Below are 25,913 nucleotides of genomic sequence, written 5' to 3'. Positions count from 1 at the left end.
TTAAGAGGTTAGCTGTTTGCTTATTGCACGGAAAAAGCCTCTTCCAGCATAAAGCGCTGTTGTTCTTTACTGTAAGTCACCAGCGAATTTTTGCTGGTTGAGCGTGCCAGTATCCAGTCTGTTTCAGTTACGGTGAGGACCGGCGCATCATGCCAGAACGGTGTGACCGCCCGCTCCTTCAGCCATTCAGCCAGCATTCTGGCGGGTGGCAGGGTGAAGCCGGGAAACAGTGCCGCAGTCAGATCGGCCATCAGCGACTGCTGCTGCTGATTTTCTGTTTTATTTAATATATGTAGGAAAGGCAGCAACAGACGACCACAGACCTCACCATGGTGATAATCTCTGATGGCACCCAGCTCACCGGCGATACCGTGGATAACCCCCAGTCCTGCCATACTCAGGCTCAGTCCTCCCAGCCATGACGCCATCATCATCTGCTCACGGGCAAGATCGCCTCTGGCATCCTGGTGGTCCAGATATGGCCAGCCGCTGATAAACGCGCGCATGCCGTTCAACGCCGTCTGGCGCGTAAACAGATTGCCCTTGCAGGATAGCCAGGCTTCAAACAGATGGGTAAAAGTATCAATAGCGCAGCAGGCTAACAGGTGAGCAGGGGCACCGCGCAGCAGGTCAGGGTCAAGAATGGCAATCTGCGGTACAAAGTTGGCATGACGTAACGAGGCTTTAACTTTATGCTCCGTTTTATCTGTCACCACGGCATTTTGCGTCACTTCGCTGCCCGTTCCGGCGGTGGTTGGGATGGCGATCAGCGGCAGCGTTTCCCCACTCAGTGAGGTATCACCGACCTTTTCCAGATAGCGCAGGGTATTGTGTGGATGCTGGCTCAGGGCGGCAAACGCTTTGGCAGCATCGAGTACACTCCCGCCGCCAATGGCAACGACCCTTTCTGCCTTGCCGCGCCAGCGGGAAACCCAGGCGTCTATTTCTGTGGGTGATGCTTCATGACTGACGATTTCATGGCCGATAAACAGTGGTTCCAGCCCGGACCTGAGTGCTTCCCAGGCCGGACCATGCAGAAAAGAATGTCCACAAAACAGCAGCGTTGGCACAGGGACGTGAGTAAGTAACGGTAACAGCTGACGCAGACTTCCCTGGCCAAAAAATGTCTGTCGGTTAGCAATCATCTGGCTGGCAATCATATTTTATCCTCGCAGGTCATAAGGCTGAAAGTGCCGGAAATACATAACTGACTGATTAAGTTGATATTAATTCGATATTTCAATGCGTTCATCAGAGGCGAGATCATGATAAGCAGACCGTGGCCTGATGATGGCAACGGCTTACAGCGCGCGTGACGGACAGCTGAAAGTGATCATTTTATCCTGTGGGGCGTTGATTGCACTGAATTGCGTATCAGAAATACGCTGTAGCAGCCAGCCCTCCCTGGTTACAGCAGAAGGAATATATTTTTGTTGGTCTGACGATTGCAGTGGACCACTCTCAAGCTGTAAATCGTCGGTTTCCACGCTGAATGAGCGGAAAAGATCGACAATCTTCCCGCGGATATTTCCCTGTGACTGGCCGGAAAGTGTCTGAATTTTTCCCTCACAAACCATACTTTTCTGTTCTGAAGTACAGCCGCCAGAGAGCAGGGTGATAAGGAAAAGTGGAACAAAGATTGACCGTGTTTTGACCAGTTGCCAAAGCATATAACGTCCTTATCAGGATGGAAATCAGGGAACCAGGGGACAACAGTAAGTCATGTTTGTTGCCAGAGGAACCCAGTATAGCTGGATCTGAACCCAGGCTGGACCGATGGTAAAGCACAAGGACAGGAAAGGCGAACGGCTGTTTGCACAAGACAATTATTATCAATTAGTGTCTTTTGGCTGAATCAATTCGAAAAATACGTAACAGAACCTCGCAAATGAATTGTCTGGTGCTACAATTCAGACAATATTGCTGTCTTTTGATGGTTTTTCCGCAATAAATAATTAATTTCAACTTCAAGTGCGAAAAATGCACGCGCTCATCGCTGTCAGGCAATAACCCTGATAACGGCTTTTATGCCTTGTTTCGCAATGATGTATTGGTGCATTAAGAGTGAGTAAACGTGTATTCCTGGCGTCAGTTTGAGAAGCTTTCTGGCGATTAAACTTTATCGATCGAATCAAATCCTGTGAACAACAAAACGTCTGCTTTCCTGTTAACGCCACTGTTTTTCCTGCAACCCACTGCCAGTTATGCCGGGTCAGCGACCATGCAGACTACTGACACATCTTCACCGTCGCGAAGCGATTCGCTCATCGTTATCAAATCGCGCAAGGGATTATCTGAGCTGGATACGCCTGCAGCGGTGAGTGTGCTCAGTGGGCAGGATCTTCGTAGCAGTACGCCGCAGGTTAATCTGTCAGAATCACTGGCTGGCATACCGGGACTGCAAATCCAGAACCGCCAGAACTATGCGCAGGATCTGCAACTGTCGGTGCGGGGTTTCGGTAGTCGCGCTATGTACGGGGTGCGTGGGGTGCGTGTTTATGTCGATGGTATCCCGGCCACCATGCCAGATGGGCAGGGGCAAACATCGAACATCGATATTAATTCCATCGGTAAAGTTGAAGTGCTGCGAGGGCCTTATTCCGCCCTGTATGGCAATGCCTCTGGTGGCGTGGTCAATATTGAAAGCGAAAGCGGTAGCCAGCCAACGACGCTGACCGCAGGAACCTATTATGGTAGCTATGGCACCTGGCGTAACAGTATTAAGGCCAGTGGAGCTACCGGCGACGGCAGCCAGGCGGGAGATGTCAGTTACACTATTTCCGGCTCGCGCTTCACCACCCGAGGTTATCGCGATCAGAGCGGCACGCAGAAAAACCTGGGTAACGGCAAGCTGGGTGTGCGGATTAACGATGTCAGTACCCTGACACTGATGTTTAACAGTGTGTCGGTCGATGCTAACGATCCCGGCGGCCTGACCCAATCTGAATGGCAGGCAAATCCGCGCCAGTCACCGCGTGGTGAAATGTATAACACCCGAAAAAGTCTCGATCAGACTCAGGTTGGCTTGCGCTATGAGCGTGATATCAGCGAGAAAGATCAACTGACCCTGACGACCTGGCATGGAGAACGCCATACCACCCAGTATCAGTCGATTCCTGTTAGCGTACAGGCAAATCCGGCCTATCCCGGTGGGGTCATTGTGCTTGAGCGTAAATACTCCGGGGTGGATACCCACTGGAAACATGATGATCGCATTGGTTCCGTGCCGTTCAGCCTCACCGGCGGACTGGACTATGAAACCATGACCGAGCGACGGCAGGGCTTTCAGAATGTTATCACCGCCAACGGCGCTACGGTGCTGGGTGAGAAGGGCGACTTACGCCGGAACGAAAGGAATCTGATGTGGAATCTTGACCCTTACCTGCAAACCCGCTGGAGTCTGACACCACAATGGACACTGGACGCCGGTGTGCGTTACAGCACCGTCAGTTTTGATTCCACGGATTACTACATTACGGCAGGTAACGGTGATGACAGCGGCAGTCAGCGCTACCACAAAATGTTGCCAATGGGCTCGCTGAACTATGCAGTAACCGACGCGTGGAATCTCTATTTATCCGCAGGGCGTGGTTTTGAAACACCAACGATTAATGAACTTTCCTACCGCTCAATCAACGGTAGCGCTACCGGCCTTAATCTGGGGCTGAAACCGGCCACCAGCGATACTGTCGAGGCGGGCAGTAAAACCCGTGTGGGTTACGGCCTGTTCACCGCCGCGCTGTTCCAGACCAATACCGATAATGAGCTGGTGGTGTCAGAGAGTAGCAATGGCCGGACGGTTTATAAGAATGCAGGTAAAACCCGCCGCCGGGGTGTCGAACTGTCACTGGACCAGCAATTTGCCGAAGACTGGCAGATGAAAATGGCATGGACACTGCTGGACGCAACTTACCGTAATCAAACCTGTGACGATGAGCAAAACTGTACCCCTGCGGGGAACCGTTTGCCCGGTGTGGCGCGCAACATGGGCTATGCCTCACTGGCGTGGTCCCCTCTGGCTGGCTGGCACGCAGGGGCAGAGCTTCGCTACATGAGCAGTATTGTCGCTGATGATGCCAATAAAGCCAAAGTACCCGCCTATACCGTTACAAATCTGAAGAGCGGCTATCTCTTTAACTGGAACAGATGGTCGCTCGATACCTTCATCCGTGTCGATAACCTGTTCAATAAGGAATATGTCGGTTCGGCAATCGTTAATGAGGGGAATGGCCGTTATTACGAGCCTGCTCCGGGCCGAAATTACGGTGTTGGGGCGACGCTCGTTTACACCTTTCAGTAATCAGAAACAGCAACAACCTGCGTTGTGTATATCTGTCTGCCAGCGAGGCTCAAAATACCGTGACAGACAATCAGTATGAAACCGGTATTTATTACGATTCAACCTCAGCGTGGAATCGCAGACGTTAAATTTGGGAAAGGTCCATACTATGCATAGTAAAGCATCAGGATCACGCATTCTCGTGATCCTTACGGCGGTGTTTGCCGCTTGCAGTGGGTTGTATCTGCTGATTGGCGGAGTCTGGCTGGCCAGGCTGGGCGGCTCGCTCTATTACCTCATTGCAGGTGTGGTTGAGCTGGGAGTGGCCTGGCTGCTGTTTCGTCGTCGTGCTTCAGCGTTGCTGCTGTATGCGGTGTTTCTGCTGGCGACGCTATTCTGGTCACTGTGGGAAGTTGGCTCTGATTTCTGGGCGCTGACGCCCCGACTGGATGTCACCTGTTTCTTTGGCCTGTGGCTGGTATTGCCGTTTATTTATCGCGGTTTGTCCGGCGCTAAACATGGTCGTGGCGCGCTAAGTCTGGTTCTGGTGCTGGCGGTGGTCACGCTGATTTACTCCGTTTTCAACGATCCGCAGGAAATCAATGGTTCCCTCACACCACCGCAGGCTGCTGACATTCACACATCAGCGGAGGGGATTGCCGCTGGTGACTGGCCTGCCTATGGTCGTACTCAGGGCGGTACGCGCTACTCTCCGCTGACGCAGATTAATGACAAAAACGTTGGTCAGTTACAGGAAGCATGGACTTTCCGTACCGGAGATATGAAGCGTCCCGGCGATCCGGGCGAAATAACGGATGAGGTAACGCCCATTAAAATGGGGGACTCCCTTTATCTGTGTACACCACACCAAATGCTGTTTGCGCTGGACGCGGCCACCGGCAAAGAGAAGTGGAAATTCGATCCACAGCTGAAAACCAATCCTTCTTTCCAACATGTTACCTGCCGGGGCGTTTCTTATTATGAAACCCCGGTGGCGAGCGCTGTCGGAAGTAAACCGGCGCTCTGCGCACGGCGCGTATTCCTGCCGGTTAATGACGGTAATCTGTATGCGCTGGATGCGGAAACGGGCGCGCGTTGCCCGGAATTTGGTGACAATGGCAAACTTAACCTGCAACAAAATATGCCAAATGTTCGTGCCGGAGCCTATGAGCCTACGTCACCACCGGTGGTGACGGATAAGGTTATCGTGATTGCCGGCGCTGTGACCGATAACTATTCAACCAAAGAGCCGTCGGGTGTCATTCGTGGTTTTGATGTTAACAGCGGTAAACTGCTGTGGGCATTTGATACCGGTGCCAAAGATCCCAACATCCTGCCGCAGGACAAGCAATATTACACCGCTAACTCGCCGAATTCCTGGGCGCCTGCGTCTTATGATGCGAAGCTTGATATGGTTTACCTGCCGATTGGCGTGGCCACACCGGATATCTGGGGCGGCAACCGCACGCCGGAAATGGAACGTTTTGCCAGTGGTGTACTGGCTCTGAATGCCACTACCGGCAAACTTGCCTGGTTTTACCAGACTGTTCACCACGATTTGTGGGATATGGACGTGCCGGCACAGCCATCGCTTGCAGATATTACCGATCGTAGCGGTAATACGGTGCCCGTTATCTATGTGCCAGCGAAAACCGGCAATATTTTTGTGCTGGATCGACGCACGGGCAAAACAGTAGTTCCTGCACCGGAAACCCCCGTGCCACAGGGTGCGGCTAAAGGTGACTACCTCTCTTTGACGCAGCCATACTCTGCACTGACTTACCGTCCGCAGAAAAAACTGAGCGGTGCGGATATGTGGGGAGCCACGGTTTATGATCAACTGGTGTGTCGGGTGATGTTCCACCGCCTGCGTTATGAAGGGCCGTTTACGCCGCCTTCGGAGCAGGGCACGCTGGTCTTTCCCGGAAATCTGGGCATGTTCGAGTGGGGTGGCATCTCGGTGGACACCGATCGCCAGATTGCGGTGACCAACCCGATGGCACTGCCATTTGTCTCGCGCCTGATCCCGCGTGGCCCGAATAATCCGCAGTGGCCGGACAAAAACGATAATGGTGGCAGCGGTACTGAAACCGGCGTTCAGCCGCAGTATGGCGTACCCTATGGCGTGACACTCAACGCGTTCCTTTCTCCGCTTGGCTTGCCCTGTAAGCAGCCGTCGTGGGGATATATTTCTGCAATTGATTTGAAAACCAACGATATTGTGTGGAAAAAACGCATTGGTACTGTGCGTGACAGTTCACCGTTGCCACTGCCGTTCAAAATGGGTATGCCGATGCTGGGGGCACCTGTCGCCACCGCAGGTAACGTCATGTTTATTGCCGCAACAGCGGATAACTACCTCCGCGCGTTTAACGTCAGCAATGGCAAAGCGTTGTGGGAGGCGCGTCTGCCCGCAGGCGGTCAGGCAACACCAATGACCTATGCAGTAAACGGTAAACAGTATGTGCTGATTGCCGCCGGCGGGCATGGATCTTTTGGCACCCAGCTGGGCGATTACGTTATTGCTTATGCATTGCCGGATGAAGCTAAAAAATAATCCGGGCGTATGATGTAAGACGTACAGGCCGCTGATGGTGCCGGCGAGATCACACCAGGCAGCCAGATATCATCTATGATTGCAGTGGGCCAGTAAACGCAGAGGCAACCCTGAACCGGTTGCCTCTTTTTTGTGCGGAAGATTAAGCAGAGCGGACCTGCTGAATGAAAAATTAATTACGCCTTCAGGGGGGCGGCGTTTCGTTTGTTCACAGTCTGATAAACATTTCTTCCACAGCCTGGTACGACCAATGGGGCTGATTTTGTCCTCTTTTGATGCCGCCATTTGGCGCTCAGACAAGCGCTGCAGAAGAAGAGGGTAACGCGCTTAGCCAAATGTAAGCCAGGTTTGTTACAAGGAATGTCACGAAATTCAAAAAAACAGATGCCCTTTCCTCTCTGAAAGCTAAACCTTTTCCTCGCGGCGCGCTAATTTCTGCTTATTTACTTTTCTGGGGGCAATCTTAATTTTCAATTCAGGAATCTGCTCTATCGTTAATGAAACGTTGAACCAGCGCGCTCAACAACATGACACAATGTTTCGTGCCAGGTAAAAGGAAAGGTTATGAAAAAATGGGCCAATAATGATACGAAATTGTCATCAGGCTATAAAATCAATGCTGGTATAATTTCAACGGGTTACCGAAACAGCAGAAGGCATAGATCGCACACTCTGTTAAAGTAACCCCAGGCGACTGTTAAAGGAAGTTTGATCATGTCCGAATTTCTCCCCTTTTCCCGTCCGGCAATGGGTGAAGACGAACTGGCGGCGGTCAGTGACGTACTCCGTTCTGGCTGGATTACTACTGGCCCCAAAAATCAACAACTTGAAAACGCATTCTGTGAACTGACTGGCAATCGTTATGCGATTGCGGTGAGCTCCGCCACGGCGGGTATGCATGTAACGCTGATGGCACTTGGTATTGGCCCCGGTGATGAGGTGATTTCTCCCTCGCTGACCTGGGTTTCGACGCTCAACATGATTGCTTTGCTGGGTGCAGAGCCAGTCATGGTTGATGTTGATCGCGATACGTTAATGGTTACACCGGCACTGATCGAGGCGGCGATTACCCCCCGAACCAAAGCGATTCTTCCGGTGCATTATGCCGGAGCACCTGCGGATATTGATGCCATTCATGCGCTCGGCAAGCGCTATGGTATCCCGGTAATTGATGATGCAGCTCATGCGGCCGGTACCTGTTATAAGGGACGTCATGTGGGCGGAACGGGAACGGCAATCTTCTCGTTCCATGCCATCAAAAATATGACCTGCGCTGAGGGCGGACTGGTGGTGACGGATGATGAATCCCTGGCACACCGCATTCGCAGCCTGAAGTTTCACGGTTTGGGCGTTGACGCCTTTGACCGTCAGACGCACGGTCGTGCGCCGCAGGCAGAAGTGATAATGCCGGGTTACAAGTATAATCTGGCGGATATCAACGCCGCCATCGCCCTGGTGCAGCTGGAAAAACTGCCGCAGCTTAATGCCCGTCGCCAGGATATTGCTAAGCGCTATCTGCGTGAGCTTAAGGACACGCCGTTCCTGCCACTGTCCCTGCCAGAATGGTCACACCAACATGCCTGGCATCTGTTTATTATCCGCGTCGACAGCGCGCGTTGTGGCCTGACACGTGATGAGCTGATGCAGGAATTGAAATCGCGCAATATCGGTACCGGATTGCACTTTCGCGCGGCACATAGTCAAAAATATTATCGTGAGCGCTTCCCGGCGCTTGCGTTGCCTGCAACCGAATGGAACTCGGCGCGCATCTGCTCCATCCCATTATTTCCTACAATGACCGATGACGATGTCAGCCGTGTAATCGCTGCACTGCGTGAGATCGCTGAGAAATTTCATGACTGTTGAACAATCTATTAATAAAGTCTCCGTAGTAATCCCCGTTTACAACGAAGAGGAAAGTTTGCCAGAGTTGCTCCGTCGAACCGGCGATGCCTGTGCTCAGCTGCCGATGGATTACGAAATTCTGCTGGTCGACGATGGCAGCAGCGATAACTCTGCTGCGATGCTGGTAGCTGCGGCAGAGGAAGAGGGGAGCCATGTGGTTGCCATCCTGCTTAACCGCAACTATGGTCAGCATTCGGCAATCATGGCCGGTTTCAGTCATGTCAGTGGTGATTTGATCATCACGCTGGATGCTGATTTACAAAACCCACCTGAGGAGATCCCGCGTCTGGTTGCCACCGCAGAGGAAGGCTATGACGTGGTGGGAACCGTGCGTCAGAACCGACAGGACAGCTGGTTTCGTAAGAAGGCTTCGCGGCTGATAAACCATTTGATTCAGCGAACCACTGGCAAAGCGATGGGCGACTATGGCTGTATGCTGCGTGCCTATCGTCGCCATATCGTTGATGCCATGCTGCATTGTCATGAGCGCAGCACGTTTATTCCTATTCTTGCCAACACCTTTGCCCGCCGGGCTATTGAGATCCCGGTACTGCATGCAGAACGGGAATTTGGCGATTCTAAATACAGTCTGATGCGGCTGATAAATCTGATGTATGACCTTGTCACCTGCCTGACGACCACGCCATTGCGTATGCTCAGCGTAGTGGGCAGCATGATTGCGCTGGCCGGTTTTGCTTTTTCTTTACTGTTGATCGCGTTACGCCTGTTCTTTGGTCCACAGTGGGCTGCTGAAGGCGTGTTCATGCTCTTTGCCGTACTGTTTATTTTTATCGGTGCGCAATTTGTCGCTATGGGGTTGTTGGGTGAATACATTGGACGTATTTACAACGATGTTCGCGCCCGTCCCCGTTACTTTATTCAGCGAGTAGTCAACTCTTCCCATTCCGCCTCCACTGAGGACGATAAATAATGAAAGCCGTTGTTTTTGCCTACCACGATATTGGTTGCATTGGTATTAATGCGCTGGTCAAGGCTGGTTATCAGATTGATGCAATTTTTACGCACGCTGATTCTGCCGCAGAGAATCCTTTTTTTGCCTCAGTAGCCCGCACGGCTGCCGATTTTGGCATCCCGGTATTTGCGCCTGAAGACGTTAACCACCCGTTGTGGGTTGATCGCATCAGGACAATGGCACCGGAGGCGATTTTCTCTTTTTATTACCGCAATTTGCTGTGTGAAGATATCCTCAATTGTGCGACGTCCGGGGCTTTTAACCTGCATGGATCACTGTTGCCAAAATACCGGGGGCGTGCGCCACTGAACTGGGTGTTGGTCAATGGCGAAAGCGAAACCGGCGTGACGTTACACCGGATGACCGCTCGCGCCGATGCCGGAGATATTCTGGCACAGGAGAAGGTGCTGATTGCTGCCGACGATAATGCGCTGACGCTGCATCGCAAACTGAATGCCACGGCGGAACAGCTGCTGGCCGACAGTCTGCCGGCGCTCAAGGCAGGCCAGCTTACCGGTCGGGCACAGGATCACAGCCAGGCTACCGTGGTCGGTCGCCGCAAACCTGAGGATGGTCGGATTGACTGGTCGCAATCCGCCGAGGTTGTCAACAACCTGGTGCGGGCGGTAACGGAGCCGTGGCCGGGCGCGTTTGGCTACGTTGGTTCAGCAAAATTCCTTGTCTGGAAGGGTAAGGTTCGTCACGATCAGCCTGCGGCAAAAGCCGGTACGGTGCTGTCGGTCAGCCCACTTATTGTGGCTTGTGGCCAGGGCGCGTTGGAAATCGTTACCGGACAAAGCGAGAATGGCGTTTACATGCAGGGAGCTCAGCTGGCACAGACGTTGGGCCTGGTCAGTGGAGCACTGTTGAGAAATCAGCCGGTGTCGGCCATTAAACGCCGTACCCGCGTGTTGATCCTCGGCGTCAATGGGTTCATTGGTAACCATCTGACCGAACGTTTGCTGAAGGATGATAACTTCGATATTTACGGTCTGGATATTGGTTCTGATGCTATCAGCCGCTTCGTGGGCCATCCACGCTTTCAGTTTGTGGAAGGGGATATCAGCATTCACTCAGAATGGATTGAGTATCACATCAAAAAATGTGATGTGATCCTGCCGCTGGTGGCCATTGCCACACCAATCGAATACACACGAAATCCGTTGCGCGTCTTTGAGCTGGATTTTGAAGAGAATCTTAAAATTATTCGTGACTGCGTGAAATATAAAAAACGTATCATTTTCCCTTCCACCTCAGAAGTTTATGGTATGTGTACCGATCCGAACTTTGATGAAGACAGTTCCAGCCTGGTGGTGGGGCCAATCAACAAACAGCGCTGGATTTATTCCGTTTCCAAACAGCTGTTGGATCGGGTGATCTGGGCTTATGGTGATAAAGAAGGACTGCGTTTTACGCTGTTCCGCCCGTTTAACTGGATGGGGCCACGCCTTGACAACCTCAACGCGGCACGGATTGGCAGCTCACGCGCTATCACCCAGCTTATCCTCAATCTGGTAGAAGGCTCGCCGATTAAACTGGTTGACGGCGGTAAACAGAAACGCTGCTTCACCGACATCAGCGATGGTGTGGAGGCGCTGTTCCGCATTATTGAGAACAAAAACAATAACTGCGATGGGCAGATCATCAACATCGGTAACCCGGACAACGAAGCGAGCATCCAATCGCTGGCGGAACAACTGCTGGAAAGCTTCGAACGTCATCCGCTACGTAATCAGTTCCCACCTTTTGCCGGTTTCCGCGATGTGGAAAGCAGCAGCTACTACGGAAAAGGTTATCAGGATGTTGAGCACCGCAAACCGGCTATTCGCAACGCCCGACGTCTGCTGGGCTGGACGCCAGTCGTCACCATGGATAAAACCATTGACGCTACGCTGGATTTCTTCCTGCGCACCGTTGACGGCGTGGAAGAGAGTAAATGAGAAAGGTTGGCCTCCGTATAGATGTTGATACGTGGCGTGGCACCCGTGATGGTGTTCCTAAACTTCTGGAAATTTTGGGTCTACATCGCACCCAGGCCACTTTTTTCTTCAGTGTTGGTCCCGATAACATGGGGCGTCACTTGTGGCGTTTGTTGAAGCCGAAGTTCCTGTGGAAAATGTTGCGTTCCAATGCCGCGTCACTCTACGGCTGGGATATCTTACTGGCAGGTACGGCCTGGCCTGGACGCAATATTGGCAAAGGGCTGGCAGAGGTCATCAATGCCACAGCAGATCATCATGAGGTAGGGCTACATGCCTGGGATCATTTTGCCTGGCAGACCTGGGCGGGTGTCTGGTCACCAGAGCAGTTGATGCGCCAAATCAGGCTGGGACGGGATGCCTTAAGCCTGATCTCTGAGCAGCCTGTTACCTGTTCCGCCGTGGCGGGCTGGCGCGCCGATGGGCGTACCGTCGATGCCAAAGAGGGGTTTCATTTTCATTACAACAGTGATTGCCGTGGCAGCACGCCATTTTTGCCGCTGCTAAGCGACGGCAGCACCGGTACTGTCCAGATCCCGGTGACGCTGCCGACCTGGGACGAGGTGGTCGGCTCCACGGTCAGTAAAGCGGACTTTAATGCCTTTATCATCGACCAGATCCGTCAGGATCGCGGTACGCCGGTTTACACAATCCATGCTGAGGTGGAAGGAATAGTGATGAGCGATCTGTTCAGCGATCTGCTGACGATGGCGAAGCAGGCGGGGATCCAGTTTTGCCCGCTGAGTGAGCTGTTACCTGACGATCTCTCCAGCCTGCCGACAGGAAAAATTGTCCGTGGTAGCCTTCCTGGTCGTGAAGGATGGCTTGGATGTCAGCAATTCATTGAGTGATTTTGTATGAAAATGATGAGAAATGGCTTTCTCCTTTTGCTTTTGTTTTCTCTTTACTATCTGATCCCACTGGAATTTCGCCACCTGTGGCAACCTGATGAAACCCGCTACGCAGAAATTAGCCGTCAGATGCTGGCCAGTGGAAACTGGGTGGTCCCGCATTTTCTCGATTTGCGATATTTTGAAAAGCCGGTTGCGGGTTACTGGATTAATAACCTCAGCCAGTTAATTTTCGGTCACAATAATTTTGCGGTGCGCTTTGGATCGGTCTTCTCCATCACCCTGACGGCGCTGATGGTTTACTGGCTGACGCTTCGTATCTGGTGCTGTCGTATCACCGCAGTGATAGCTGGGATCATTTTTCTCACCAGCCTGTTGGTTTATGGCATTGGCAGCTATGCGGTGCTCGATCCAATGATCACCTTGTGGCTGGTGGCAGCGATGTGTGGCTACTGGCGGGCTGTGAATGCGCCGACGATGGGTAAAAAAGTACTGGCCTGGCTGTTGATGGGGTTGGCCTGCGGTATGGGCTTTATGACCAAGGGATTTCTGGCGCTGGCGGTGCCAGTAGTGGCTATTCTTCCCTGGGCTATCCAGCAGAAACGTTTCAAAGAATTGTGTCAGTTTGGTCCGCTGGCGGTGGCGGGTGCGGTGATAATCAGTACCCCATGGGCGATAGCCATTGCACAACATGAGCCGGACTTCTGGCACTACTTCTTCTGGGTTGAACATATTCAGCGTTTTGCCGAAGACAATGCGCAACACAAAGCGCCGTTCTGGTATTACCTGCCCATTCTGGTACTTGGCTGCCTGCCGTGGCTGGCGCTGTTACCTTCGGCGTTGCACAACGGCTGGCGTAACCGGCATGAAAACAGCGGCAGTCTTTATCTGCTCAGCTGGGTGGTGATGCCGCTGCTGTTTTTCAGCATCGCGAAAGGCAAGTTGCCAACCTATATTTTGCCGTGCTTTGCGCCACTGGCCGCATTGATGGCACGACGGGCTATGCAACTGGTGCAGAGCAGAAGCAAAGCGCTGTGGGCAAATGGGTGGATCAACCTGATTTTCGGGTTGCTTTGTGTCATCACCATCGTCGGCTTCCTTGCTCCGTGGGGGTTATCAAAACATCCCCTGTATGGCCATCATGAAGTACTGAAAGTGGTGCTGGCGGGGAGCGCTTTTTTACTGTGGGGCCTGATCGGTTTTCTTACGCTTAAAGCACCAACGACGCGCTGGGTCTGGGCAGCCTGTTGCCCGTTGGGACTGGCTCTGGTCGTTGGGCAGGTTATACCGGATCGGGTGGTGGACTCCAAACAGCCGCAGCAGTTTATTCAGGGGATGAAAAACGAGATCGGCACCAGTCGCTTCCTGCTGGCGAACGGTCCGGGGATCGCTTCCGGGCTGGCATGGGAACTGCAACGCAGCGATATTCTGCTCTATCAGCAGCGCGGTGAGGTGCAGTATGGTCTGAGCTATGCCGATGCGCAGGATAAATTTGTTTCGGACACGGATTTTCCTCAGTGGCTGGAAAAGCATCGCCATGAAGGCCGAGTCACGCTGATTCTGTTGTTGTCGCGTAGCGAGCAGAACAGTGAGCGTGGCTTACCCAGGGCAGACTTCAGTTACCGGCAGGGAAGGCTGGTTATGTACCAGTACAATCAGACGCCATGAATATGCTGCTGGTAGTGTTGGCCAGTTTGTTGAGCTGTGGCGGTCAGTTGTGTCAGAAACAGGCGGCTCACCATGGTCTGCTTAAGGGAAAAAAGCACCTGTTATTCTGGCTTGGCTTGAGTGTGCTGCTGCTTGGCAGCGCCATGCTGATATGGCTGCGTGTGTTACAACATGTGCCAGTCGGAGTGGCTTATCCGATGCTGAGTCTGAACTTCATTCTGGTCGTGCTTGCCGCACGCTGGCTCTGGCAGGAACCGGTATCATCGCGCCGCTGGCTGGGCATCTGTCTGATTGTGCTGGGGGTAGCCGTGATGGGAGTGTATGCCTGATGGGGATTATTCTGGCGTTGTGCAGCGTGCTGTTAGTTAGTGGTGCACAGTTACTGATGCGCTGGTCGATGATGCATCTGCCCGCCATCAGCGAGCTGTCGCTGTTTTGCGATGCTTTACTACAGCTGCCTCCTGCTGCTCTGGGACTGGCTGTCGGCCTGTTGGCGTATGCGCTCTCCATGCTGTGCTGGTTCCTGGCACTGCAACGGGTGGCGATGAGCAAAGCCTATCCGCTACTCAGTTTGAGCTATGTTCTGGTCTGGCTGGTTGCATTGTCCCTGCCTGCGCTGAACGAAACCTTTAGCTGGGGCAAACTGGTGGGCGTAATGCTGATCTTCAGCGGACTGCTGCTGGTGTGCTGGCCTGCTGTCAGCGAAAAACGCTGAGGTAAAACCTTGCCAGTTTTTCCGTCCGATTCATTCTGTGCCGCCCAGACGGAAAAACCACGGCGTTATAATACGGCAGCATTGCTCAGGATAGCCACTTACAATCCTGTATCCGGGTGTGGAATTGATGTTTTACTTCTCCACCCCGGAAATAATGGCATCCAGCGCTGACAGATCGATGGTAAGATTTTTATATTCCTGACTGTCAGGATGGGTAATTTCGATAGTCTGTTTTTCTTCACAGCTGATGCGGGCTTCTTCTGCCCGAAACGACAGGACATGACCGCTCACCTTCTGTTTTTCATCAATAAAATGAAAATGAAAACCGGCAGCTGAAATACGGCCGTAAAGTTCCGGTGTCCAGAATCCCACCAGCCTGCCTGTAATATTCAATAATCTGTCTTCCTGTTGGGTGTCGGCCATCTGAATGATGTCCCGCTCTGTGTCTGCCGTTGGCTGCGGACGCCTGATCACCATCTCATTAAATTGTGCCTCAATACACACGGCCAAAAATAAATTCTGTACTGAGATTTTTTCCCTGAGCAACAGAGCCGCATTGTCCTGGGTAATGTGCCGCACCCCGAAGGTTTTCTCAGGATGGAAGGTGGTAATCTGCACAAAAGGGACACAATGCTTATCCAGTGGATGGGGCTGTTTCCCGGCCGTTGCTTCCCAGACATCGCCCTGAAATATGGTCAGTTCACCGTTAATCGCTTCCGAGCAGCCCAGTCCAAAAGCGTGTGAATCAAGCAGTTCCCGAAGATGACATTCCCCCTGAACATGCCCGGCCATCAACGCGCCAAGAGTAGAAAACTGGAAAATTTTACTCATAAAAACCTCTGCCATTCACGTATAAACCCGTCCATAGCCGGACGTTGAGCGCGATGCTGTTATAAAGCGATTACTTTTATCAGTAAGGAATATAGCAGGTCTGCCCTGGTTAAAGTGGACTCTATGGGCAGCGGGAATATATTCATGCCAGCATCGATACCGGCTCTGTTGTTAGCCATATCATCACTCTCATTACGCAGAGTTTATGCGGGGTGATTTTATATTTTTCACCGCGACCCTTATTCAAAAAAACGATAAGTTGCAGTGTAATAAAGTCTGAATACTGCACGGGACTGCCGACGGGAAAAATTGAACGCTGTATCGGGCGGGAGTGGACGTAATGATTCACTGAATTTTACGTTGAAGGCTTTTCGTCCGGTCCGCCGTTGCCGCGGTAAACAGCATGAAATAGTGTAACGTTATCGGTATATTCACAAATGCGTCTTACTGTTATTTTTATTCTCATGGAGAAACTGCATGAAATTTCATGGCTGGCTGCCGTCGGTTATGCTTACTGTATCCGCAAGCGGTGCCGCAACGACTTATCCTTTAAAGGTTACCGATATGGATAATCAGCAGATTATTATCCGGCAGGAACCACAGCATATTATTCTGCAGGATGGCCGGGATATTATGTCACTGGCGCTACTTGATCGTGAAAATCCATTTAAACGGCTGGTGGCCTGGAATAATCTGCCGAAAAAACAAGACCCCCAAACCTGGGCGGTATTGGAGAAAACCTGGCAGCAGGCCAGCAAAATTATTGATATGGGTTTTAACGATCAGGGGCAGGTCAATCTGGAAAGTGTGATTGCAGAGAAGCCGGATCTGATGATAGCCCAGCTACGGGCAAAGCCCGCTCTGCAACAAACCGGCGTGTTAACAACATTGCAAAAGCTTTCTGTTCCGGTGGTGTTTATTGACTATGAGCTACACCCGGCACAAAACACCGCCAACAGCATCACGCTGATGGGCCAAATCCTGAATCAGGAAGCAAATGCCAAAGCCTATACGGATTTTTATCATCAGCACTGGAATGCGCTGCAACAAAAAATTGCCGGGATTAAGCAGAAACCAACGGTATTTATCGAGCCTATTGCGGGTAACAGTGAGAATTGCTGCTTCACTCACGGTCATAATGGCTGGGGTGGGCTGGTGGAAGCGGTGGGAGGCAAAAATATCGGTTCCGATCTGCTACCCGGCGCTTCAGGATTTATCGCACTGGAAAAGATCATCGCCATGAGGCCGGATGTTTATATTATGTCCGGTTCCGCCCGTCCCAATAAAAATGTACTGCCGTTTGGTTACAACTCCTCACCGCAACGGCTGGCCGCCACCTTTAATAAATTGATCGCCCGTAACGGTCTGCAACAAATTACGCCGGTGAAAGACGGTAAGGTTTATGGCGTTTATCATCACTTCTATAATCACCCCTATAATATTATCGGCATGGAAATACTGGCGAAGGATCTCTATCCGGCACAGTTCAGCACTCTTAATCCCACCGCCGATTTTCACCAGATCATTTCAGGCTTCACTAAAATTCCTGATGAGAAAGTGATATTGAGTTATTCAGCGACACAAAAATAACCATCAGCCATTTCCTGAGCGAAAGGTGATATTTTATCGCCTTATCGCGTTATTATCACACTGATAATATTTCTTCCGGGCTGCTTAATCATGTCGAACATTTTATCCCTGCTCAATGCACAGAGTATTTTTTTTATGCAGGATGACACAATGCTGCTGGAGCCTGTTTCTCTCGCGATCAACGCGGGGGAGGTTCTGCTGGTTGCGGGCCCCTCTGGCTGCGGTAAAAGTACGTTGTTGAAGATTCTCGCCTCATTGCTGACAGCCTCAGGCGGCGAAGTCCTGTTCAACGGTCAGTCCCTGAAGGGGATCGCACCGGAAAAATACCGCCAGAAGGTATCTTACTGTTTTCAGACGCCAATGCTGTTTGGTGAAACGGTACATGACAATCTGGCTTTTCCTTGGCTGATCCGCCATAAAAAGGTCGATGTGATGGTCATAAAGCGCTGGCTGCATCAGGTTAACCTGCCCGTAGCGATACTGGATAAGAAACCTGAGCAGCTTTCAGGAGGCGAAAAACAGCGAGTAGCACTGTTGCGAAATTTGCAGTTTTTGCCTGACGTATTGCTGCTTGATGAAGCCACCAGTGCATTGGATGAAGAGAACAAAAATCTTATTAACCAATTAATTAGCAGTTTGGTACAAGAGCGGGGTATGGCGGCGATCTCTGTCAGTCACGACACGGCAGAAATCTGCCAGGCACAACGTTTACTCACTTTGCAAAAGCCGGTTGGGAGCACAGCGTATGCATCAGCATAATATTACTGACACTTCGCTGATGCTGGCGTTTTTGCTGGTGGTAATTGCGTTGTTGGTCAGCACAAAAGAGAAACTGGGACTGGAGAAAGAGATTCTCCTGAGCGTCGTTCGTGCCATCGTGCAGTTGACCATCGTCGGCTACGTGTTGAAATATATTTTCGCGCTGAATAATGGCCTGCTGACGGTGCTGATGGTGTTATTTATCTGTATCAACGCCGCGCTGAATGCCCGTAAACGCAGCCAGAATATCGACCATGCTTTCATCCTGTCATTTTTGGCTATTACCCTCAGCACCTCACTGACGCTATTTATGCTGGTGCTGAGCGGTGCGATCGCGTTTGTACCGATGCAGGTGATCCCTGTCTCTGGCATGATCGCCGGAAATGCAATGGTGGCGGTAGGGCTGTGTTATCGCAATCTTAACCAGCGCTTTTATGATAACCGACAACAAATCCTTGAAATGCTGAGCCTCGGGGCATCCACCAGGCTGGCCTCCGTAACCCTTATCCGCGACAGCATTCGTGCGGCGATGATCCCAACCGTTGATGCTGCCAAAACCGTCGGACTGGTCAGCCTGCCCGGAATGATGTCCGGGCTGATTTTTGCCGGTATCGATCCGGTCAATGCGGTTAAATACCAGATAATGGTCACTTTTATGCTGCTTGGCACCGCCAGCTTTTCAACGATTATTGCCGCATACCTTGCCAGGCGATGTTTCTTTACGGAGCGGGCTCAGTTAAAACAGTTGCGCTAAAACTGGCCACCGTACTTTTTTTAGCCACACCATTAACAATATCGTTGGCGTTATCTTTTTCGCCTGCGTCAGCAGGTGCAGGCCGGTATGACAGTGGGGTATATCAGTGGCGAGCGCGTCGCGGTGAGGCAGGCGTTTATACATGCGCAGGTTAACTGCGACTCTGATTGCAGGAAAACAGAAACTTCCAGCGCGATAACAGTGGCTGTAATTCAATCGTAAACAGCGGCAGGGAGGGCCGGGAACCCGGCCTCAAATAAAAAAGCATTTAACGACGGCCTAAAATCTTTGCAGCAAGAAAACCCACGCCAGCGGCAATCGCCAGAGAAACGAAGGGAGATTCCTGTGTTTTACTCTTCACGCAGTCCAGAGCGTCATCCATCGCACAGGATGCACGCGCTGCTTTCTGGCGCACCCGGCCTTTAAATTCATGCTCAGGAGATTCCACCGCTTTACCAAATTCTTCCTGACCTTTGCCCAGAGCTTCTTCGGTTTTATCTTTCACTTTATCTGACAAACTCATACTGCCTCCATCTGATGGCATGTTTCCTGATTAAACAGATTTAAAGCGTAGTCTATGGCAGCCAAATTACCGCAGCGGTTATGTTTAAAAGTATGACTGGCTGCATATTCTGCAGCCACGGCCAACCCAGGCTTGCAGGCCTTCAACAGTAATATTCCCGACCATTGCCAACACTGAAGTGAGCAAAGGTGAAACAGTCCACTGCAGCATGGTGGTAAGTCTACGGGCATGATTTTTATCGCGTGCGTTATGAATGGTTTTCTGTATCAGGCGTCGTTCACTACCGGGGATGGAGGCTATGATCGGCATCGCTCAGTTCGGTGAGTGATTTGGGATATTCAGCGATTGAAAAGACTTGCACAATTCGGGCTGAGTTCCCCCTTAGTGATCTACATATCAGGCGCGGTTATTTAGCAATCTTCTGTATTGCTGCTGTTTATTCGACGACGGCTAATTAACAACAATAATTGCTTATAATTTCGGTATGAGGATATACTATGACATTGAAATATTATAGCTTTTTACTAAAGTCAAATTTTTAATGATAATTTAAAATAAAGCTTGTACTAAAGCAAATTTGCTACATTTTGGTGCGGATTTGGCGACCTTTTACCCTTACTGAGCGCTTTCTCCGTTAAGCGGTTTAATTCATTCTACTTTATTGAACTGTTTGGGGAGTTTGCAATATGGACAGTGAACAAATTGAAGCTATCCCGGTAGTACCTGAACTGTCCCTTAAAGGTACTTCAGAAGCCATTCTGCGATTGGGCGAGCGCCTTGCAGAAACAAAATATAAGATTGATATGTTAGGCAAAACCGGCTGGGGGGAATTAACTGCAAATCTCCATGGCCTGGAGGCGAGTGGCGAGTGGGATGGCCCTGACGATGCATTAACTTTTTTCAGTAAAATATTTCCTTTTGCTTTGCTGCCGACAGAAACTGAGCCGCTGGGTGTTTTCCGGGTACCTACAGAACGGGTTATTGGTCGCAGCTGGCGCTGGTGGCCAGATCATCTTAATGCCAACAGCGAAGCCCGTTTGGTCGAACACCTCAACGGCCCCTCCGCAGCGGAAAGTACCTGCTGGTATTTTGTGGGGGCACTGGGCGTCCTGTTGGCCGCTGAAGGACAAAGCCGCGTCAACTATTGTCGCCAGCGGGGCATCCCATTTATCACGGCGCGGGTCAGTTATCTGAACTATCCCCCTGCCGACCGATTCAGACTCTATCATGTTAATAAAGGTGAGATCCGTCAGAGTTGGGTGGTGTTCGGCGATCGCTACCTCCAGGTCGTTCAGTGGCCCCGCATCACCTTGCCTTTATTGAGTACCTACGGTGTTCACAGCGCTACCTGGCCAATGACGTTTCCATCCATCAGCCGGATATTTGAAGAGTTGTATTTTCCTGAGTCAGTAGGGGATTTTGTCACACCCTGCATTGATCTCGAATCGATAAAAGCGAAGATCAGAACTGAACAGGAAGCGGAGAGACGTGCTGTTAAACCGGTAAAAATGGCGCTCAGTGATATGGACATTAATAACATTTTGCCAGTGACCATGACGCTGTTCTTCTTTTTTATTCTGTCGTTGGTAGTGGCAGGATTAACGGTAGGAGAGGGCTGGGCTGGTCGGGTGAGTATGATGGTGTGCGGCGTATCGGGAAGTTTACTCCTTTTTCTGGCAATGCCGGTGTTTCTGGTCAGCCGTCGTCACAGGCGTGATGTTCATGCTGAGGCAGCGGACCGACCCGTGTTATCAGAAGAACCGTCGCCTGTTGAGCAGCAGGTCTGAAAGGGACTGTCAAAAAATACCTGTGGTTGCTGCAGGCACCATGTGGATTGGGCAGCAGAATGGCAGATTTCTTCTATACTTTTATTTCTCAGGTTGCACGGTAAACATCAAACTTTACTTACGATTCAGGAAAGTATAATGAAAATCATTCTGTGGATTATTGCCATTATTTTTATTGTCGGGCTGTTAACGATAACGGGTGTGTTTAAGATATTGTTCTGATAAATCTGCGGCGGCATTGTCAACTACTGTCCCCCCGATGGAACTGGAATGCCGCTACAAAAAATGTCTGATTTTCGGATTTTGCATCCGATGCGAGGCAATTAATATCTTCCTTTATTGCTGGCGGTTCGTTGTGGAACAGGCAATCCTTCAGTGTGATTGGGTTATTGCAGCTTGCGCATATGGCCCCATGGTGGTTACCTAATCCGTCACCATGTACTGTAAATATTATCCTTGTATGACCGCATTTCCAGCATCGGATTCTCACGTGGCCCCTCTTCCTTTGTCGCTCCTGAACTGTAGTGATTTTACCAAAAATCAATCGATGATCGATAAATATTATTAATCATTGGTTCTTTCTGAATATTGCTGTTAACAGTATGATTAAGATAGGTTAACCAAATGTCGTTATATTAAGTGGCGCTAATTAACGATAAAAAATTTTTTTTTGCTGTATTTATTTTAAAAAAACTCATTTTTACTAAAAAAGATGACCGTTGCTTTTTTTTTGCATTTTCTCAATAGATTAGGAATTGGTTTTTTGTTTTTTCCTAAAAGCAAACAGGATTTTACGTGCGATAAAAACTCTTTTTTTATATGTATTGTGATCATCTCTGCCGGTATTTACAAAAAAAGCATTGATTGATAAAAAATGCGGCGTTTATGCATTGTTTATAACAGATGATTATAATGCTGAACTTCTGACTATCAGATTTCTAATCATTTTTTGCGAGTTAACCGCATTTTATAAATCAACGCCGGATGTAACGATCGTGAAGCTATTCAGGTTTTCTTTATTCATCACAATCCTGTCCCTGGTACTGGTGATGAACAGTGGGGTTCAGGCCCAAACACTGGGGACGGCTATCACTGCAACCTGGCAGTCATTCAGTACTAACGTCAGCATGAGCTGGAATGAGCCGCAGAGTTACGAGCTGTATATACCGACTGTCACATGGCACAATCGCTGGACCTACGATAAAGAAAAAACCGATCGTTATAATGAGCGACCGTGGGGTGCAGGCGTTGGTCTGTCGCGCTTTGATGATAAAGGTAACTGGAACGGGTTGTATGCGATGGCCTTTAAGGACTCTTTCAACAAGTGGGAGCCGTTTATCGGTTTTGGTTGGGAGAACATCTGGCGTCCATTGAGCGATCGGGACTTCCGTCTGGGTCTGGGTTATACGGTTGGCGTGACGGCACGTGACAACTGGAAATATATCCCTGTTCCTGCAGTGCTGCCGCTTGCATCAGTAGGCTACGGTAAGGCCACTTTCCAGATGACTTATATTCCAGGTACTTACAATAACGGGAACGTTTACTTTGCGTGGTTTCGTTGGCAGTTTTAGCTGTGGTAAATGGGCGCACTTTTGATATCTGCGAAAGAAATATCGATATTTATCACTTTTTCGTTACTGGCTACTGGACAAAAGCCTCGGCAATTGCTGTACTGTCTGACGACACAGTTTAGTGTCCATTTTTCATGTAAAGGTAATATAGATGTCTAAGATTAAAGGTAGCGTTAAGTGGTTTAATGAGTCCAAAGGATTCGGTTTCATTACTCCTGAAGATGGTAGCAAAGACGTGTTTGTACACTTCTCTGCCATCCAGAGCAACGGTTTCAAAACTCTGGCTGAAGGTCAGCGTGTAGAGTTCGAAATCACCAACGGTGCCAAAGGCCCATCTGCTGCTAACGTTGCCGCTATTTAAGTTATCAGACAGAATTCTTAAAACCCGCCGTAAGGCGGGTTTTTTTTGCTCAGTACTCCACGCTGTCACGAGGTGAGGGCTGAGAGCAATTAAGAGAAAAATGGCTTAAGCCAGAAAATAATGACAGGTCAGCCGATGCTAACGCCTCTGCTCAGGAACCTGGCGATCGGATCTTTTTTTTTCATCTTTTGAGCAGTTAAGCCATGGTGGGTGAAACCCTGTTAAGGGAACTTCAGTCAGCCACCGAGCTATGAAAACATGTCGGTTTATTGCCTGCGGCAGAATTATCATCCGGTCACCGATCGGTTTCTGTACTGGATGTGGCCTATTTGGGTGGACGGGTTATCAATATCTGCGACCAGGAGCCGGTAAGCCAGGCTCATACCCGGAGGAACAGCGATGAAGATACGAATGGCACAGCCAGAAGACAGCTTTGCCCTGAGCGCCCTGCTAACGGAACTGGGTTATCAAAACAGCGAGGATTTTATCGATCGCCGTCTGGCCCAGCTGATTAATGACCAGAGCGAACAGCTACTGATCGCCGAGCAAGACGGCACCGTACTGGGTTTTCTGTCGCTGTATTTTATCCCCCAGCTGGCACTGGCCGGCGATTTTGCCCGCGTCAGCTATTTCTGCATTGCAGAAGGCAAGCGGAGTAAAGGAGCTGGCCAGCAACTGTTGAAGTATGCTGAAAAACTGGCCTGTGCGCGTGGTTGCGATCGGATGGAAGTGCACTGCCATGCGAGCCGGATCAAAGCCAATGCGTTTTATGCCCGTGAAGGTTACAACGAATCTCCACGCTATCTGATTAAAGATCTGACTGATAGCTGAATGGTCAGCAACGGCGCAGCGGCAATGTTGTTCAGCACTCTTATCCTGAATTGCGGACTGCTACGGCTGGTACCTGCCAGCACGTAATCTGCTTCTGTCGTTCGTATTGCTGCCCGTCGTGGATCGCTCACCAATCCGGCGATCGTTAATAATCACTGTGGCCCAGCAGCGCGTCAGCTATCTCTTCGCCGCGTGTCTCCCGACCCTGTTGGCGGTGGTTGACGCTCTATCAGACTGTGGCGGACAGCTAAGCAATCCTGTGTTTAAGCGTTCTTTGGGTGGCATACAGGAGTTTAACTTCAGCCAGAAGAAAGTCTGTACTGTCTTCGCTGTGTGCTGGCCATCCCGGGTGGGATTAATACTGTTTGCCTAATGAGAGGACCGGCTGTAAATCGCTAACATTAACGATTCCAGGTTTTTCTGAGCCGATTTATCTGAGGCTGTTTTTGTTGTTCCTGTGCAGATATTACTCTGTTACAGATTGCAGTTGTATTGACGGGTGATGTGCGCGTTAATACACTTTACTGTTACTGACCGTTTGTCGGGTCAAATTTTAAAAAAGAAGGTGTATATGGAAGGTATCAGTATTGCCAAGCTGCTGATCATTGGTGCTCTGATTGTATTGTTGTTCGGAACCAATAAGTTACGTTCTCTCGGTGGCGATCTGGGGTCAGCGATAAAAGGTTTCAAAAAAGCGATGAGTGATGACGACACTTCCGCGAAAAAAGCGCCGTTGACTGAAGACAAGCCTGCCGGGCAGGTTGCTCACAAAGAATAATGCTTTGTAGAAGTAATGAAAAAACGGATGGCCAGGTCATCCGTTTTTTGTCTTTGCAGACTATATGTAAAATAATGTAACAAGGCATGCTTGCATTTTAGGGCGTCTATTTCACTTCAAGCCCTTTTGCCTGCATATCCGCATGGTACGACGAACGTACAAATGGACCACAGGCCGCATGGGTAAAGCCCATTTCCATCGCCGCCGCTTTCATCTCATCGAATTCAGCGGGACTGACGTAACGCTGCACCGGCAGGTGATGGCGACTTGGCTGTAAATACTGTCCCAGCGTCAGCATGGTGACGCCATGACGGCGCAGATCGCGCATCACTTCAACAATCTCTGCATTGGTTTCACCCAGCCCTACCATCAGACCGGATTTGGTCGGGACTTCAGGATGTGCTTCTTTAAAACGCTCAAGAAGTTTCAGAGACCATTCGTAGTTTGCGCCGGGACGAACCTGACGGTAAACGCGCGGCACGTTTTCCAGATTGTGATTAAACACGTCCGGCGGCGTGGCATTGAGAATTTCCAGCGCGCGATCCATACGACCACGGAAGTCCGGCACCAGTGTTTCAATTTTGATGGTCGGGCTTTTCTCGCGAATAGCGGTAATGCAGTCAGCAAAGTGCTGTGCGCCACCATCACGCAGATCATCACGGTCAACCGAGGTGATCACCACGTAACGCAGTGCCATATCGGCAATGGTCTGGGCCAGTTTTCCCGGCTCGTTAACATCTGGCGTGAGCGGACGACCGTGGGCTACGTCGCAGAACGGGCAACGGCGGGTACAGATGGCTCCGAGGATCATAAAGGTCGCCGTGCCGTGGTTGAAACATTCAGCAAGGTTAGGGCAGGAAGCCTCTTCACAGACGGAATGCAGGCCATTTTTGCGCATGGCGGCTTTAATACCCTGAATGCGGCTGGAGTCAGCGGGTAGCTTGATTTTCATCCACTCCGGCTTACGTAAAATCTCCGTGCGATCGGTGACCACCGTTTTCACCGGGATCAGGGCCATTTTGTCTGCATCACGGTATTTAACACCGCGTTCCATCTGAATGGGTTTACTCATAATCTTGCAGGTTCCAGGTTGGCATGCGCTGTGACAGCCGCAAAAACTCAAAGAGTCGCTTAACCTTCACTCTTCTGTTCACATCGGTTCCCGACCGGTTTGCTACTCCGTTGCCACCATGCTGGGTGA

Annotated in this window: 23 protein-coding genes and 1 pseudogene; 18 read left to right on the top strand and 6 right to left on the bottom strand. The window is 50.6% G+C overall.

Annotation, left to right across the window (positions count from 1 at the left end; translation table 11 throughout):
- Positions 1-20: 20 nt before the first annotated feature.
- Together EB241_RS14585 and EB241_RS14580 are read right to left on the bottom strand one after the other, a co-directional pair.
- Positions 21-1,160: an iron-containing alcohol dehydrogenase gene (locus tag EB241_RS14585; RefSeq protein ID WP_124233848.1), complete on the bottom strand. Its 1,140-nt coding sequence runs from the start codon at positions 1,158-1,160 to the stop codon at positions 21-23.
- Positions 1,161-1,301: 141 nt separating this feature from the next.
- Entirely contained in the window at positions 1,302-1,670 is a 369-nt protein-coding gene (locus EB241_RS14580; RefSeq protein ID WP_233592615.1) for a hypothetical protein, read from the bottom strand.
- Positions 1,671-2,221: 551 nt separating this feature from the next.
- Between EB241_RS14580 and pqqU the strand changes: the two genes are divergently transcribed.
- The 9 genes from pqqU to arnF all read left to right on the top strand — a co-directional run bounded on the left by pqqU (position 2,222) and on the right by arnF (position 14,927).
- On the top strand, positions 2,222-4,300 hold the full coding sequence (gene pqqU / locus EB241_RS14575; protein ID WP_124233879.1) for a TonB-dependent receptor PqqU: 2,079 nt from the start codon (positions 2,222-2,224) through the stop codon (positions 4,298-4,300).
- A gap of 148 nt (positions 4,301-4,448) precedes the next feature.
- Positions 4,449-6,836, top strand: coding sequence for a glucose/quinate/shikimate family membrane-bound PQQ-dependent dehydrogenase (locus EB241_RS14570; protein WP_124233847.1), 2,388 nt, complete (start codon positions 4,449-4,451; stop codon positions 6,834-6,836).
- A 714-nt stretch (positions 6,837-7,550) separates the two neighbouring features.
- The gene (gene arnB, locus EB241_RS14565) at positions 7,551-8,702 is read left to right on the top strand and encodes a UDP-4-amino-4-deoxy-L-arabinose aminotransferase (RefSeq protein WP_124233846.1); all 1,152 of its coding nucleotides are present in this window, start codon (positions 7,551-7,553) and stop codon (positions 8,700-8,702) included.
- Positions 8,692-9,672: an undecaprenyl-phosphate 4-deoxy-4-formamido-L-arabinose transferase gene (arnC, locus tag EB241_RS14560; protein WP_124233845.1), complete on the top strand. Its 981-nt coding sequence runs from the start codon at positions 8,692-8,694 to the stop codon at positions 9,670-9,672. The genes arnB and arnC overlap by 11 nt, the downstream gene beginning before the upstream one ends.
- Positions 9,672-11,654 carry a bifunctional UDP-4-amino-4-deoxy-L-arabinose formyltransferase/UDP-glucuronic acid oxidase ArnA gene (gene arnA / locus EB241_RS14555; protein ID WP_124233844.1) on the top strand — a complete coding sequence of 661 codons (1,983 nt, stop codon included), beginning with the start codon at positions 9,672-9,674 and terminating at the stop codon, positions 11,652-11,654. The genes arnC and arnA overlap by 1 nt, the downstream gene beginning before the upstream one ends.
- Complete coding sequence (arnD, locus tag EB241_RS14550) at positions 11,651-12,544, top strand: 4-deoxy-4-formamido-L-arabinose-phosphoundecaprenol deformylase (RefSeq protein WP_124233843.1); 894 nt, start codon at positions 11,651-11,653, stop codon at positions 12,542-12,544. The genes arnA and arnD overlap by 4 nt, the downstream gene beginning before the upstream one ends.
- Before the next feature lie 6 nt (positions 12,545-12,550).
- Positions 12,551-14,212, top strand: coding sequence for a lipid IV(A) 4-amino-4-deoxy-L-arabinosyltransferase (gene arnT / locus EB241_RS14545; protein ID WP_124233842.1), 1,662 nt, complete (start codon positions 12,551-12,553; stop codon positions 14,210-14,212).
- A complete protein-coding gene (gene arnE, locus EB241_RS14540) occupies positions 14,209-14,541 on the top strand; it encodes a 4-amino-4-deoxy-L-arabinose-phosphoundecaprenol flippase subunit ArnE (protein ID WP_124233841.1) in 333 nt (110 codons plus the stop codon). Before arnT ends, arnE begins: the two co-directional genes overlap by 4 nt.
- Positions 14,541-14,927, top strand: coding sequence for a 4-amino-4-deoxy-L-arabinose-phosphoundecaprenol flippase subunit ArnF (gene arnF, locus EB241_RS14535; RefSeq protein ID WP_124233840.1), 387 nt, complete (start codon positions 14,541-14,543; stop codon positions 14,925-14,927). Before arnE ends, arnF begins: the two co-directional genes overlap by 1 nt.
- Positions 14,928-15,059: 132 nt before the next feature.
- Here the strand turns inward: arnF and EB241_RS14530 are convergent, their stop codons facing one another.
- Positions 15,060-15,758: an acetolactate decarboxylase gene (locus EB241_RS14530; protein ID WP_158612414.1), complete on the bottom strand. Its 699-nt coding sequence runs from the start codon at positions 15,756-15,758 to the stop codon at positions 15,060-15,062.
- A 477-nt stretch (positions 15,759-16,235) separates the two neighbouring features.
- Here EB241_RS14530 and EB241_RS14525 point away from each other — a divergent pair, with 477 nt between their 5' ends.
- The 3 genes from EB241_RS14525 (at position 16,236) to fetB (ending at position 18,861) form a co-directional block, all read left to right on the top strand.
- Positions 16,236-17,348 (top strand): ABC transporter substrate-binding protein, encoded by a 1,113-nt coding sequence (locus EB241_RS14525; RefSeq protein WP_124233838.1) that lies wholly within the window; start codon positions 16,236-16,238, stop codon positions 17,346-17,348.
- Positions 17,349-17,438: 90 nt separating this feature from the next.
- Positions 17,439-18,107: an iron efflux ABC transporter ATP-binding subunit FetA gene (gene fetA, locus EB241_RS14520; RefSeq protein ID WP_124233837.1), complete on the top strand. Its 669-nt coding sequence runs from the start codon at positions 17,439-17,441 to the stop codon at positions 18,105-18,107.
- Positions 18,094-18,861: an iron efflux ABC transporter permease subunit FetB gene (gene fetB / locus EB241_RS14515; protein WP_124233836.1), complete on the top strand. Its 768-nt coding sequence runs from the start codon at positions 18,094-18,096 to the stop codon at positions 18,859-18,861. The genes fetA and fetB overlap by 14 nt, the downstream gene beginning before the upstream one ends.
- A gap of 268 nt (positions 18,862-19,129) precedes the next feature.
- Here fetB and EB241_RS14510 read toward each other — a convergent pair whose 3' ends face one another.
- Together EB241_RS14510 and EB241_RS21575 are read right to left on the bottom strand one after the other, a co-directional pair.
- Positions 19,130-19,384 (bottom strand): CsbD family protein, encoded by a 255-nt coding sequence (locus tag EB241_RS14510; protein WP_124233835.1) that lies wholly within the window; start codon positions 19,382-19,384, stop codon positions 19,130-19,132.
- 204 nt (positions 19,385-19,588) lie between these two features.
- Positions 19,589-19,693 (bottom strand): annotated as a pseudogene (locus EB241_RS21575) (IS630 family transposase); the annotation flags it as partial.
- A gap of 377 nt (positions 19,694-20,070) precedes the next feature.
- Here EB241_RS21575 and EB241_RS14500 point away from each other — a divergent pair.
- The 6 genes from EB241_RS14500 (at position 20,071) to tatE (ending at position 24,712) form a co-directional block, all read left to right on the top strand.
- Positions 20,071-21,171, top strand: coding sequence for a hypothetical protein (locus tag EB241_RS14500; protein ID WP_199737367.1), 1,101 nt, complete (start codon positions 20,071-20,073; stop codon positions 21,169-21,171).
- Between the two features lie 138 nt (positions 21,172-21,309).
- A complete protein-coding gene (locus EB241_RS22065) occupies positions 21,310-21,393 on the top strand; it encodes a small membrane protein YohP (protein ID WP_446681973.1) in 84 nt (27 codons plus the stop codon).
- A gap of 815 nt (positions 21,394-22,208) precedes the next feature.
- Positions 22,209-22,742, top strand: a complete 534-nt coding sequence (gene pagP / locus EB241_RS14495) for a lipid IV(A) palmitoyltransferase PagP (RefSeq protein ID WP_407644280.1) — start codon at positions 22,209-22,211, stop codon at positions 22,740-22,742.
- A gap of 151 nt (positions 22,743-22,893) precedes the next feature.
- A complete protein-coding gene (gene cspE, locus EB241_RS14490) occupies positions 22,894-23,103 on the top strand; it encodes a transcription antiterminator/RNA stability regulator CspE (RefSeq protein ID WP_004156612.1) in 210 nt (69 codons plus the stop codon).
- A 399-nt stretch (positions 23,104-23,502) separates the two neighbouring features.
- Positions 23,503-23,934 (top strand): GNAT family N-acetyltransferase, encoded by a 432-nt coding sequence (locus EB241_RS14485; RefSeq protein WP_124233833.1) that lies wholly within the window; start codon positions 23,503-23,505, stop codon positions 23,932-23,934.
- 571 nt (positions 23,935-24,505) lie between these two features.
- Positions 24,506-24,712 (top strand): twin-arginine translocase subunit TatE, encoded by a 207-nt coding sequence (gene tatE / locus EB241_RS14480; protein ID WP_124233832.1) that lies wholly within the window; start codon positions 24,506-24,508, stop codon positions 24,710-24,712.
- 106 nt (positions 24,713-24,818) lie between these two features.
- On the opposite strand, the gene lipA is transcribed toward tatE, so the two are convergent.
- Positions 24,819-25,784 (bottom strand): lipoyl synthase, encoded by a 966-nt coding sequence (lipA, locus tag EB241_RS14475; RefSeq protein WP_124233831.1) that lies wholly within the window; start codon positions 25,782-25,784, stop codon positions 24,819-24,821.
- Positions 25,785-25,913 lie beyond the last annotated feature (129 nt).

Source organism: Erwinia psidii (assembly GCF_003846135.1).
Taxonomy (GTDB): Bacteria; Pseudomonadota; Gammaproteobacteria; order Enterobacterales; family Enterobacteriaceae; genus Erwinia; species Erwinia psidii.
This window is presented reverse-complemented; position numbering and strand designations above follow the sequence as displayed.